The sequence below is a fragment of the Methylobacterium sp. Leaf93 genome, assembly GCF_001422345.1.
Lineage (GTDB): Bacteria > Pseudomonadota > Alphaproteobacteria > Rhizobiales > Beijerinckiaceae > Methylobacterium > Methylobacterium bullatum.
Genome location: NZ_LMMS01000002.1, coordinates 80597 through 93919 on the forward strand (window position 1 = coordinate 80597; position 13323 = coordinate 93919).

The 13323-nt window shown below is 70.2% G+C and carries 6 protein-coding genes; 4 read left to right on the forward strand and 2 right to left on the reverse strand.

The window, feature by feature from the left end:
• Nucleotides 1-123: 123 nt before the first annotated feature.
• Complete coding sequence (locus ASF26_RS04085) at nucleotides 124-8184, forward strand: hypothetical protein (RefSeq protein WP_056250070.1); 8061 nt, start codon at nucleotides 124-126, stop codon at nucleotides 8182-8184.
• Nucleotides 8185-8242: 58 nt separating this feature from the next.
• On the opposite strand, the gene ASF26_RS04090 is transcribed toward ASF26_RS04085, so the two are convergent.
• Nucleotides 8243-8683 carry a DUF1489 domain-containing protein gene (locus ASF26_RS04090; protein ID WP_056250073.1) on the reverse strand — a complete coding sequence of 147 codons (441 nt, stop codon included), beginning with the start codon at nucleotides 8681-8683 and terminating at the stop codon, nucleotides 8243-8245.
• Nucleotides 8684-8735: 52 nt separating this feature from the next.
• The gene (locus ASF26_RS04095) at nucleotides 8736-9818 is read right to left on the reverse strand and encodes a hypothetical protein (RefSeq protein ID WP_082477509.1); all 1083 of its coding nucleotides are present in this window, start codon (nucleotides 9816-9818) and stop codon (nucleotides 8736-8738) included.
• Between the two features lie 170 nt (nucleotides 9819-9988).
• Here ASF26_RS04095 and ASF26_RS04100 point away from each other — a divergent pair, with 170 nt between their 5' ends.
• The 3 genes from ASF26_RS04100 (at nucleotide 9989) to ASF26_RS04110 (ending at nucleotide 13251) form a co-directional block, all read left to right on the forward strand.
• Entirely contained in the window at nucleotides 9989-11182 is a 1194-nt protein-coding gene (locus ASF26_RS04100; RefSeq protein ID WP_056149981.1) for an MFS transporter, read from the forward strand.
• Nucleotides 11183-11248: 66 nt separating this feature from the next.
• Nucleotides 11249-12418, forward strand: a complete 1170-nt coding sequence (locus ASF26_RS04105) for an MlaE family lipid ABC transporter permease subunit (protein WP_056149984.1) — start codon at nucleotides 11249-11251, stop codon at nucleotides 12416-12418.
• Between the two features lie 14 nt (nucleotides 12419-12432).
• Entirely contained in the window at nucleotides 12433-13251 is an 819-nt protein-coding gene (locus tag ASF26_RS04110) for an ABC transporter ATP-binding protein (RefSeq protein ID WP_056149987.1), read from the forward strand.
• The last annotated feature ends 72 nt before the right edge of the window (nucleotides 13252-13323 follow it).

Sequence of the window (13323 nt, forward strand, 5' to 3'; positions counted from 1 at the left end):
CGGTTCGATCCACTCGGGTATCCGGGTCTCGCGCCGAGGTCTAAAGTTCCTTGGTAAATTGGTAAAAATGTCGTCGATCACCGGATGCGGCCGGCTTCGACGACCTGCGTAACGAGGCGTTGGATGGCCACGGAAAAGAAGCTCAAGGACCCGGCCGAGGCGGCTCTTTCCGCCATCGAGCAGGCCCTCAACCTGGACTTCCCCTCGACGAAGGCGACGGAACCGCGCGTCGAACCGCGGCTTCCGGATGTCGGCGACAACGATCCCCTGAGCGACCCCAGCGGTCGCCTCGCTCCCCCGCGCCTCGATCTCGACCAGCCCCTCGCTTCCGACCTGCCGCCGCCGGACCGCAACCGGCCGCGCCGCGAAGGAGGCCTGCTGCCACCCGACCGCTCGATGGTGGCCAATGACGACCGCCAGAATATCGGCATCCTGCAGCAGACCCTGCGCGTGCGACCGTCCGGCACGCCCTACGTCGTCGCCGCCATCGTCTCCGCTCTCTGGTTCGCCGCCCTCCTCGCCCTCGCCTGGAACCAGTCCGGGGGCGAGCTGAAGGGCTTCATCGCCGGGATGACCGCGCTTCAGGCCGCCGTCGGCGCCACCGCCATCGTCGGCCCCATCGTCCTGTTCGCGATCATGGCGATGCTCGCCGTCCGCGCCCAGGAGATGCGCCTCGTGGCGCGCGCCGTCGGCGAAGTCGCGATCCGCCTCGCCGAGCCTGAGAACTTCTCCACCGATGCCGTTCTCACCATGTCGCAGACGGTCCGGCGCGAGGTCGCGGCCGTGGGCGACGGCGTCGAACGGGCGCTGGCCCGTGCCGGCGAGCTGGAAACCCTGGTTCGCGGCGAGATCGCCACCCTCGAACGCGCCTATTCCGACAACGAGATCCGCATCCGCTCCCTGGTCGACGAGCTCGTCGCCCAGCGTGAATCCATCGTCGCCAATGCCGAGCGCGTTCGCGGCGCGATCACCGGATCGCACCAGAACCTGACGCAGGAGCTCGACGGAGCGGCCGAGCGCATCGTCGCCGCCGTCACCGGCGCCGGCGAGCGCGTGACCGGCGCCCTCGACGCGCGCGGCGAGGCCATCACCTCGGCGCTGGGCAACCGCGGTGACGCGATCACCGCCGCCCTCGGCGAGGCCGGGGACCGCGTGGTCGGGCTCGTGACCGACCGTGGCGACGACCTCGTCCAGCGCCTCGCCAGCACCAGCGAAGGTGTGCGCAGCAGCCTCACCGAAGTCGGCAACACCCTGACGCAGTCCCTGGAGAGCCGGGCGGCGGACGTCACCCTCGCCTTCGAGCGCACCGGCGGCATGCTCACCGCGACGCTGGCCGACAATGCCGGCCAGGTCGCCCGCACCCTTGCGCAGACCGGCATGGAGGTGATCGAGAGCCTGAACCGCCAGGGCAGCGAAGTCCGCCAGACCTTCGAGGCATCCGCGCGCGGGCTCGAGAGCACCTTCCTCGCCCGTGGCACCGAACTCACCACGACCTTCTCCCATACTGGCGGCGAGATCACCGCCCGCTTCGCCGAGACCGGCACGGCGCTGCGCGAGCATTTCGCCGCCACGGGGGCCACGCTCACCGATGACATCGCCGCGCGCGGCGCCGCCCTGCGCGCCGAGATCGAGGCCGCCGGCAGCGGCGTGTCCGAGGCGATCGAACTCCGAACCCGCGAGGCGCAGGCCGGTCTGGCCCAGGCCTCCGAGGGGATCGTCGAGACCTTCGCCGCACGGACGGGCGCCCTGCGCGACGACCTCGTCCGCTCCATCGAGACCGCCGGCAACGGCATCGACGATCGCGCCGGTCTCCTGGCCGAGCGCATCGATACGGTGGCCAACCGCCTGCACGAGACCCTCACCGTCCAGGGCGGTTCGCTCGAGAGCAACCTCGCCTCCGCCGGGGAGCGGATGGGGGACCTCGTCACCCAGCGCGCCGAGGAGGCCGCGCGAGCCATGGATGCGGCGCTCGCCGCCCTCGGCACCCATTTCGAGACCCGGGCCATGGGCACGGTGGAGAACCTCCGGGGTACCGTGGCGGGCCTCAACGGCGAGATCGATGCCCGGTCGGCCGAGGCCGCGACCGCTCTGCGCAACAGCGCCGAGGATACGGCCTCCGTCGTCAACACCAGCATCCGCCGCCTCAACAAGGCCGGCGAGCAGGTCGGCGGCCTCGTGACCCAGCGCGTCGAGGACGCGACCCTCACACTGACCGGCGCCTTCGGGGTTCTCGGCAGCACCTTCGATTCCCAGTCGGGCAGCGCGATTCAGAGCCTGCGTGCCGTCCTCGACACCCTGGCCACCGAGATCGGCTCGCGCACCAGCGAGGCCGCCGACATCTTCCGCCGCAGCGCGGAAGAGACCACCGTGGCCCTCGGCGCCAGCACGGCGGAGGCGGCCCAGGCCCTGCGGCGTTCCTCGGCGAGCGCCACCGGCGAACTCGAGGCCCGGACCGTGGAGGCCGTGCAGATCTTCGAGCAGCGCCTGTCCGCCACGTCCGCCGAACTCGCCGCCCGCACGCAAGAAGCCGCACAGCTCCTGCAGCAGGCCGCCAGTGGTCTCAGCGGCGAAGTTGGAGGACGCGCTCAGGACGCGATGGAGGCCCTGCGCCGCACCCTCACCGAGATCGACGAGACCCTGCTCCACCGCGCCACCGAGGCGACGGGCTCCATCGCCCGCGCGGCCGAGAATGTCGGCGGCGAACTCGCCGCCCGGATCAAGGATGTCGAGGCCTCCTTCGGCACGCATAGCCGTGGCCTCACCGACCTCATCGCCACCCATGCCGAAGAGGCGCATGGCCAGCTCGCCAATACCGGCCGCGAGATCGTCCTGGCGGTGACCGCCCAGAGCGCCCGCGTGAGCGACGCCCTCGCCCAGAGCGGCGCCACCTTCGCCGATACGACGGAAAGCCGGGCGAAGGCCATCGACACCGTGCTCAACGACCGCCTCGCGGCCCTGCAGGAGACCATCGCCCGCGGCGACATCCTCGCCGACCGCATCGCCCGCGACACCTCCACCCTCAGCGAGACCGTCACCGGACAGCTGCAGGAGATGGACCGGGTCATCACGGTGCAGGGCAAGGCGGTGGCCGACACCATCGCCGAGCGCACCCGGGAAGCCCGCGAGACCGTGGAGAGCCAGCTCGGCGCCCTCGAGGAGCGCTCCGTCAAGCGCACGGCCGAGATCGGCGAGACCTTCACCCATCTGGTGAACCAGATCGACGGTCAACTCGGGTCCCGCGCCACCGCCCTCAACGAGGCCCTGATCCTGCGTACCGGCGAGATGGCGCGCATCATGGTCGAAGGCAGCCGCGACCTTGTGCAGACCCTCGATGCCCGCGCCGACGGCATGGCGCAGGACATCGCCGCCCGCAGCCTGGCCCTGGGCGATACCCTCGGCAGCCGCTCCACCGAGATCGCCGCGCGCTTCGAGCAGCAGGCGACCGACCTGTCACGCCGCATCGAAGAGGGCGTCGGCCGCTTCGACACCAGCGTCGTCGGGCGTCTCGACGCCATCGCCGCCGCGCTGGAGGAGCGCAGCCGCCTGATCGACGAGACCTTCGGCTCCCAGGCCTTCGAGGCGATCCGCCTCATCGAGAGCCGCACCCGCGCCGTGGACGAGGATCTCGCCAACCGGACCCGCGAGCTCGTCGAGATGATCGAGAGTCGTACGGGCCATGCCAACGAGGCCCTGGCCGGACAGGCGGAGGCCATCCGCTCGTCCTTCTCGCACCGCGCGGAAGCCTTGGCCGCCCTCATCGACGAGCGCACGGCCGCCATGGGCCAGGAGCTCGACGAGAAGGGACGCGTCGTGTTCGGCGCCCTCGGCACCCGCATCACCGAACTGGCACAGCTGTTCGATCGCGGCGGCTCCTCCCTGGCGGAGCTTCTGGAACAGCGCGGCGACACCATCATCGCCCGCCTGCGCGACGTCGTCGCCGATGCGGACCGTCTGCTCAGCGAGGGCGAGGGCCGCCTCGGCTCCACCCTGCAGACGCGGACCACCGATATCGGCAGCCTGCTCGACGAGGGCGTGCGCACCGTGCACCAGCTCCTCGACAACCGGACCAACGAGATCCGGACCATGCTGGACGATCACTCGCAGGTCCTCACCAGCAGCCTCGACGACCGGTTGGCCCCCCTGCACGATTCGCTCGGCCAGCATGGCCGGACCTTCGTCGACACGATCGAGGCCAGCCTCGGCGGTGCCGCCGGCGCGGTGGAAGCCCGCACCCGCGACCTCGTCGCGCTGTTCGACCAGCGCATCGGAGCCCTGGACGAGCTCGTGGACGGTCGCGGCGCCAGGATCGCGGAATCGGTGGAAGCCCGCACCCACGGGCTGCGGACCCTGTTCGACGACGTCCTCACCGCCCTCGACGGCCTGGTGGACAGCCGCGCCGAAGCGCTCACCGACCGGGTCGATGCACGCACTCATGCCCTGAGCGCCCTGTTCGACGACCGCCTGCGCGCGATCGACCATCTCATCGAGAACCGTGCGGCCGAACTCGTCCGCACCATCGACACCAAGGGCACGGCCCTCACGCAGACCGTCGACGACCGCACCCAGGCCATGGGCGCACTGTTCGACGACCGGATGCAGGCCCTCGATACCCTCGTGGCGGACCGTTCGGCCGATTTCGTCCGGACCCTGGACACGAAGGGCTCCGTCCTGACCCGCTCGGTCGATGCGGGCACGGCCATGATGAGCACGCTGTTCGACGAGCGCCTGCGCGCCCTCGATCAGCTGGTCGAGAGCCGGACCGCGGACCTCATCCACACGGTGGACGAGCGCGGCGGCAACCTCACCCGGAACCTCGACGACCGCACCGGTTCGCTCCGCGCGCTCTTTGACGAGCGCTTCCATGAGCTCGCCGCCCTCGTCGAGACCCGGACGGCCGAGTTCGCCCATACCGTGGACGACCGCGGCGGCAGCCTGACTCGGTCCCTCGACGACCGCACCGGTTCGCTCCGGGCACTCTTCGACGAGCGGCTCCATGAGCTCAACGCCCTCGTGGAGACCCGGACGGCCGAGTTCGCCCGGACCATGGAGATGCAGGGCAGCGCCCTGTACCGGTCCGTCGACGAGCGCACGGAATCCATGGGTGCGCTGTTCGACGAGCGCCTGCGCGCCCTCGACCACCTCGTGGACAACCGCGCGGCCGAGTTCGCCCGCACCATCGACGGGCACGGCACGTCGTTGACCCGGGCCGTCGAGGCTGGCGCCCAATCCATCGGGACCGTCTTCGACGAACGCCTGCGCGCCCTCGACCTTCTCGTGGACAACCGCTCGGCCGACCTCACCCACACCATCGCCGACCGTGGCGCGTCTCTGGGCCAGGCCGTCGAGGCCGGCACCCAGTCGATCGGCAGCGTGTTCGACGAGCGTCTGCGCGCCCTCGCCGACCTCATCGACAACCGGACGACCCAGGTCACCCACACCATCGACGGCCGTGGCGCATCCCTGGGCCAGGCCGTCGAGGCCGGCGCCCAGTCGATCGGCAGCGTGTTCGACGAGCGCCTCCGCGCCCTCGCCGAACTCGTGGACGGCCGGACGGCGGAGTTCACCCGTACCGTCGACGACCAGGGCGTCTCGCTGGCCCAATCCGTCGATACCCGCACGCAGGCCATCGCGGCCCTGTTCGACGAGTGCCTGCGCGCCCTCGAGCGGCTGGTGGACGACCGGACGACGGCCTTCGCCCGGACCATCGACAATGAGGGCACGGCCCTGACCCAGGCGGTGGATGCAAGAAGCGAAGCCTTCACGAACCGGATCGACAGCCGGATGAAGGTCTTCGCCGCCCTCGTGGCATCGCGCGGCGATGCCCTCGCCAGCGCCTTCGACGACCGCCAGGACGCCTATGCGGCCCTGGTGGACGAACACAGCGCGACGATGCTCGCCGCCTTCGACGAGCGCGTGGACCGTCACGCTGCCCTCGCCCAGGCCCATGCCGACGCGCTCGCCACAGCTCTGGACCAGCGCAACGAGGCCGTCGCCGCCCTGATCGACGGTCGCAACCAGGACATGATCGCCGGCTTCGACCGCCGCTCGACGGCCCTGGCCTCGCTGATCGAGGCACGCGGGCAATCGCTGGCCCGCCGCCTCGCCGAAAGCGCGGAGACCATCACCCGCGCCATCGAGGAGCGGGGAGGATCGATCGTGGAAACCATCGACGGTCGCGGAAACCATATGGTCGAGGCGATGGCGACCCATTCCGAACGCCTCCGCGAGATCGTCGAAGGCCCGGCCTCCCGGCTCGTCGCCTCCCTGGGCGAGCGCAGCCAGGAGATCGCGCGCATCCTCGACGAGAGCGGAACGCCCCTCGCCGAGACCCTGCGCGAGCGGGTCCGCGACCTCGCAGAACAGTCCGACGCGTCGAGGAACGCGCTGCTCGCGGCCATCGACGGCGGCGCCTCCCGCGCCCTGGCGAGCCTCAACGAGGCCAACGACCGGCTCCGCAGTGAGCTCGGCGGCGTCCTGAACCGGGTCGAAGGCGCGAACTCGGCCCTGCGCGAGCTCATCACCGATGCCGGCGAGAATCTCGGCGCCATCGAGCAGGGCCTGTCGGGCCGGGTCGAGCAGGTGCAGGCGACGCTGTCCGCGATTGGAAGCGAGACCGAGCGCGCCAGCCGGAGCGTGGCCGAACAGGTCGATCAGCTGAAGGCGGTCGCCGAGGGCGCCCTGCGCGATGCGGCCGACCTCGCCGCCTCGCTCGACGCCCGCGGAACCTCGCTCACCGAGATCTCCCGCGCCCATTCCGGCACGCTCACCAGCGCGGCGGGCTCGCTCGAGACCGTCGAGACGCGCTTGATCGATCTCCTCACCAGCCGCGACAAGGCGGTGGAGGACGTGCTGACGCGCATCGAGGCACGGTCCGGCGCCCTGGAGGAGCAGACCGCGCGCTTCGACACGCTGATGGCCGAGACCCTTCGCTCCGCCGAGGAGCGGGCGCGCGGCATCGCCGGCAGCCTGTCCGAGGCGGCGCAGAGCGCGGGCGCCAGCGTGACCGGAGCCTTCGAAGGCCTTCGCAAGGATGCCGGCAGCGAGGGCGAGCGTACCGCCACCGCCGTCCGCGCGGCGATCTCCGGCGCGTCCGAGCAGATGATGACGGTGTTCGAGGGCGCGGCCAGTCGCTTCGGCGACTCGGTGGCGGGGATGCGCGAGATGGCGGCCGAGATCCGCCGCGAACTCGAGGCGACGCGGGCGGACCTGCAGCGCGGCGTTCTGGAAATCCCCCGCGAGACCCAGGATGCCACCAGCGAGATGCGTCGGGTCGTAACCGACCAGATCAAGGCGCTGAACGAACTGTCCTCCCTGGTCTCGCGTTCGCGCCGCAGCGTCGACGTGACCGAGGCGGCAGCCCCCGCCCCGCGCAAGGCGGACGTCCAGCCGGCCAAGCAGCAGGACGTGCAGGTCTCGGAAGCCGCTCCTCCCAAGCCGAAGCAGAATGCGGCCAACCCTGTGGCGGCATCGACGAGCGCCAAGCCGTCCGAGCCCCAGGCCCGCGACGACAAGCCGAACGATCCGCGGCCGACTCAGCAAATGACCATCGTGTCCGCACCGGCGGCAGCCGGGCGGGCGGGCAACCAGGCCGCCCTGCGTCCCGGTGAGGCCGCACGCGGCGCCGTCCCGGCTGCACGCGACGGACGCGACAATCGCGGCTGGCTCTCGGATCTCCTGACCCGCGCCTCCCTCGACGACGACACGGACGGGTCCGATCCGGCGAACGCCTCCCCCGCGCCCGCCGGTCAGCCCAAAGCCGCCAAGTCCGGAGCCGCGAAAGCGGAGCCGGCCAAGGGAGCGGCCGGCGCCGAGCCGAACAAGGCCGCCGTCGAGCGGAGCCGCACCGCCCTGGAGACGCTCTCCACCGACATCGCCAAGATGATCGAGCATCAGACGGCGGTGGAATTGTGGGAGCGCTACCGCCGCGGTGAGCCGAACCTGTTCGACCGGCGCCTCTACACGGCCCAGGGCCGGCAGACCTTCGAGGAGATCCGGAGGCGCTACGCGGCCGATGCCGAGTTCCGCCGGACGGTGGACCGCTATGTCGGTGAGTTCGAGCGGCTGCTCGGCGAGGTCTCGAAGAACGACCGCGACTCGCGCCGCGCCGATGCCTACCTCACCTCCGAGACGGGCAAGGTCTACACGATGCTCGCCCATGCGAGCGGTCGCTTCGAGGGGGCCTGACATCCCTCGGCGACGGGGCGGCATCGCCGCTCCGTCGCCGAGCCGAAGCCGAGTCGGATCAGATCAGGCCGAGGACGGAAAGCTCCCGGCGCAACGATTCCGGCATGTCGGCGAGGTCGTCGGAACGGCCCATGGCGAGATCGGCCGGTGCCGACCGCGCCGTGAGGTAGCGCCAGCCCTGGAAGGGCCGGCAGGGGCGCGGATTGACCGGCACCACGACGGGATCGAGGACGAGGCGGCAGCGGCCGATCCCATCGCTATCCGTGAACGGCTCGATCGCCGTGACGGCCTGGCGGCAGCACAGGGTGCCCTTGATGACCCAGTAGATCGAGCCCTGCCCGGCAATGGCGGAGGCGCGCTTCGGAACCATCCGGGTGACATGGGTCGTGGACGGTTCGCGCCCGGCCTGCACCGCCTCGTCCCGGTAATGGGCGATGCGCTGTTCGAGGTCCTCGATCGTCGCGGGTCCGACGCAGAGCTTCAGAAGGTGAAGGGCCATGACGGCCCTCTTATCAGCGCCGGCGAGAATGCGCGCGGGACTTTCGTCTCCCTCAGGAAAACAGGGCGAGTTTCTCTTTCTCGCTCAACCCGTCGATATCCGCGAAGGCCGTGGCGATGTCGGTCTTCTCCGGCGCCGGCTTCTCCTCGTCGGATTCGACGCCCTCGAAAGCGACCTCATTCAGATCGGTCGTGTCCGATTCCTCGGGGGCGAATTCCTCGGGGGCGGAAATCTCGAGAACGGACTCTTCGGGAACGGAAACTTCGGGAACGGAAACTTCGGGATCCGCCTCGGGGAACGCGTCCTCGTCGGCTGGCTCCGCCATCGCCTCGAGCGAGGGGGATTCCGCAGTTTGCGGCTCGTCGTCCACGGTTTCCACAGGAGCGGTGGGCGGCATCGCCGCCTCGGGCTTCACCTCGGACGCCGCCTGGGCCTCCGACCGTAGGGAATCCATGCCGATGAACCGGTCCACATCGCTCTGGTCGAGATCCTGGGCGACGGTCGACGCGGTGGAGCCCGGTGCCGGCGGGATCGGCTCGACCTCGCCGCCCCAGATCGCGATCATTGCCGCGAGGCGTTCTTCCAGATAGCGCAGGGTATGGATGATGCGCGCGGTCCGCTGCGCTGTCAGATCCTGGAACGAGCAGGCGGTGTAGATTTCCGTGGCCCGGCGGTCGAGCACGTCGCAGATCTCGGCATCGGCGCCGGATTCGCGCATGGTCCAGGCGGTCTCCTGAACCTCCTCCGCCGCGCCGAGGATATCGGAGGTGGCGCGCTCGGTGGCCCGGACGATGGCGTCGAGGGCGACGGAGGCAATGCCCAGGCGGCTATGGTCCTGATCCACGGTGCTGATCGCCGCGATCTCGGCCTTGGTGCGGGCGATGGCATGGGCCATGTCCATCAGGTCGCCGCGCATGCGTCCGACCCGCTCGGTCTCCCGGTCGGAGGGGCGGTCCGCCGTCACCGCGCTTTCCAGGCGCGCGATGGCGCCGAGCAGCATGTCCGTATCGGCGCTGCGGTTGCGCCTCGTATATTCGGCGAGGAACCAGCGGCCGCGTTCGCTCTCGCTCATCGCCGCTTCGATCCGGTCGTATTCCGACTCGTCGACCGATGTGAGCGAACGCATGACAGACATGGAACTCGTGTCCTCGATGGTGCCTCGCGCCATTGCGCGAAGTCGCGGGTACCAGCACCGGTAGATTGACACGATGGTTTTAACGCCGCCTTTACGGGTCGAATCGTCATCAGCGGCCGGCAGCGCTTCGCCTTCAGGCCGCTTCGCCCCTCGATCGAGCGGTCCATCCGGTGTCCCAAACCTCTCCGACGGAGCCGAACGCGACGCGCCTGTCGCTGCTCTATGCCGTCGTCTTCGTCGAGATCGGCATCGCCATGCCGTTCATGCCGGTCTGGCTGAAAGCGCTCGGCCTCGATGCGCGGATCATCGGCGCCCTCCTGGCGCTGCCCATCGCCATGAAGATCATCGCCACGGCGCCCCTGGTGGGGCTGATCGACAGGGGCGTGGCCGCGCGCCGTCTCCTGCTGGTCGGCAGCGTGGCGGTGGCCGCGACCTACGCGCTGATGCCCGCCGGTGCCGCCATCGGCTGGCCCATCCTCGCCCTGCTCGTCGCCGTGAACGCGGCGGCCGGAGCGCCGCTGGTGCCGACCATCGACTACCTCACCCTCGCCGCCGTGCGGCACAGCAAGCGGCTCGACTACGCCCGCATCCGCATGGCCGGGTCCATCGGCTTTCTCATCGCCAGCCTGCTCGGAGGCGCGGCCCTCGGCGCCATGGGCGAGCGTCTGGCCGTGCCGGTCCTCCTCACCGGCCTCGCCCTGGTCGCCGCCATCACCATCTTCGCCAGCCCGGTGGACGCTCATGCGGCGCAGCCGCGCATCGCGCCGGGTACACGCCCGAAGCTGCCCCGCGTGCTCTGGCTCTGCATCGGCGCGCAGGCGACGATCCAGGCGAGCCACGCGGCGACCTACGCCTTCGGCAGCATCCACTGGCAGGCCAGCGGCATCTCGGCCTCGTGGATCGGCGTCCTCTGGGCGACGGGTGTCGCCGCCGAGATCGTGTTCTTCGCCACCGTGGGGCGCTGGCCCGCCCATTGGCGCACGCCCTTCCGCCTCATCGGGCTCGGCGCCGTGGCGTCCCTGATCCGCGTGGTCGGCCTCTCCCAGGTGGGAGGCGACCTCGTCCCGGCCCTGCTCCTGCAGACCCTGCACGCGTTCAGCTTCGGCGCGACGCAGCTCGGGGCGATGACGGCGATCTCGGCCTTCGCGCCCGATGGGGCGCGGGGACGCGCCCAGGGCCTGTCGAGCGCCGTCAATGCCTGCGCCTCGGCGAGCGCGACCATCCTCTGCGGTGTCGCCTACGAGGCCGGCGGGGGGAGCCTCGCCTTCGCGCTGATGGCGCCGCTCGCCCTGTCCGGCCTGTGCCTCGTGTCACTTTCCGCGCGCATGGCGGCCGGTGAGCCCTTCACACGGCCTCGTTTGTAGGTCAGCACTCCGGCGTCGGTGGCGGACCTTGACCATTCCGTAACCTTGATCTGCTTTTTCTCAAGCATGAACCGGGAGTCGCGCTTCGTGCGCCACGCTGCTGCCAAGCCGAACCCTGACGCCGCCGAAGCCGCGATTCTCGGTGAGGGCGGACGCGTGGTCCTGAGCGGCCGCTGGACGGCGGATCAGGGCTCGTCCGTGGAGAAGGCCGCAGCACAGATCGCGGCACGCACCAACGGCGCTTCCATCCTCGTCGATCTCTCCAACGTCGCCCGCCTCGATACGCTCGGCGCCTGGGTCCTGGAGCGGACCCGCGGCGAGATCGAGGCATCCGGCGGGACTCTCGCCTATGCGGGCGCCTCGGCCGAGCACCGCATCCTGCTCGGCGAGATGAAGCTGCCGGACGACGGCTATGCCGGCAAGCCGAAGCGCGGACGCCTCGTCGGTTTCCTGCACGATCTCGGGGTCCGGGTCGTCGGCGCCAAATCGGACATGGTGAGCGGCCTCGCCTTCCTCGGGGAGGTGGTGACGGCCTGCATCCGCGTCGCCTCGCGGCCGAGCACGTTCCGCGGCACGGCCCTGGTCAACCAGCTCGAACAGGTCGCCTTCCGGGGCGTGCCGATCATCATGCTGATCTCGTTCCTGGTGGGCGGCATCGTGGCGCAGCAGGGCATCTTCCAGCTGCAGCGCTTCGGGGCGCAGAGCTTCGTCGTCAACCTGATCGGCCTGCTCATCCTGCGCGAACTCGGCGTGCTCCTCACCTCGATCATGGTGGCGGGGCGCTCAGGCTCGGCCTTCACCGCCGAGATCGGCTCCATGCGCATGCGCGAGGAAGTCGACGCCCTGCGGGTGATGGGCCTCGACCCCATCGAGATCCTCATCGTCCCGCGCATCCTCGCGCTGGTGATCGGCCTGCCGATCCTCGCCTTCCTCGCCTCGCTGGCGGCCCTGGCGGGGGGCGGCCTCACCGCCTCGCTCTATGGCGGCATGACCATCGACGCGTTCCTGGCCCGGCTCCAGGCGGCGGTCTCGTTCCACCACGTGGCGGTCGGCCTGATCAAGGCGCCGTTCATGGCGCTGATCATCGGCATCATCGCCACGATCGAAGGTTTCGCGGTCGAAGGATCGGCGGAATCGCTCGGGCGTCACGTCACGGCCTCAGTCGTGAAGTCTATCTTCATGGTCATCGTACTGGATGGACTTTTCGCCGTGTTCTTCGCGGCCATCGATTTCTGACGCCCGTGAATCACATGTCCTCCCCCCCTGCGCGGTTCGACAGCGCCCCGGCCCGCGACGTCATCATCGGCGTCCGCGATCTCGTGGTCGGCTTCGGCGACAAGATCGTGATGAAGGGACTCAACCTCGACATCTATCGCGGCGAGATCCTCGGCTTCGTCGGTCCGTCCGGACAGGGCAAGTCGGTCCTCACACGGACCATCCTCGGCCTCGTGCCGAAGCGCTCGGGCACGATCGAGGTGTTCGGCGAGGACGTCGACGGGATGACGATGACCCGCCGTCGGCAGATCGAGCAGCGCTGGGGCGTGCTGTTCCAGCAGGGTGCGCTGTTCTCGGCGCTCACGGTCAAGCAGAACATCCAGATGCCCATGCGCGAGCACCTGAACCTGTCCGAGCGCCTGCTCGACGAGTTCGCCCGCCTCAAGATCGAGATGGTGGGCCTGAAGCCCGATGCCGCCGACAAGCTCCCCTCGGAACTCTCCGGCGGCATGATCAAGCGCGCGGCCCTGGCCCGCTCCCTCGCCCTCGACCCGGAAATCCTGTTCCTCGACGAGCCGACCTCGGGGCTCGACCCCATCGGCGCGGGCGAGTTCGACGAACTCGTCGCCACGTTGAAGCAGACGCTGGGCCTCACCGTCTTCATGGTGACCCACGACCTCGACAGCCTCTACACCGCCTGCGACCGCATCGCGGCGCTCGGCGACGGGCAGATCATCGCGCAGGGTCCCATCGAGGCCATGCTGGCGAGCGACCACCCCTGGCTGCGCTCCTACTTCCACGGCAAGCGCGCGCGGGCCATCGTCCCGCAGGGAGGCCGGCATGCAGCCGCCTGACGCCGTCGTGACGATGCGGGCGCCGGTCGGTCGGACCGAAGCCTGTGTCATGCTGATCCGGGTCCGGACACG

Coding starts and splice junctions, on each gene's coding strand:
- ASF26_RS04085 (WP_056250070.1), top strand. CDS start 124: ATGGCCACGGAAAAGAAGCTCAAGGACCCGGCCGAGGCGGCTCTTTCC.
- ASF26_RS04090 (WP_056250073.1), bottom strand. CDS start 8,683: ATGGCCCTTCACCTTCTGAAGCTCTGCGTCGGACCCGCGACGATCGAG.
- ASF26_RS04095 (WP_082477509.1), bottom strand. CDS start 9,818: ATGTCTGTCATGCGTTCGCTCACATCGGTCGACGAGTCGGAATACGAC.
- ASF26_RS04105 (WP_056149984.1), top strand. CDS start 11,249: ATGAACCGGGAGTCGCGCTTCGTGCGCCACGCTGCTGCCAAGCCGAAC.
- ASF26_RS04110 (WP_056149987.1), top strand. CDS start 12,433: ATGTCCTCCCCCCCTGCGCGGTTCGACAGCGCCCCGGCCCGCGACGTC.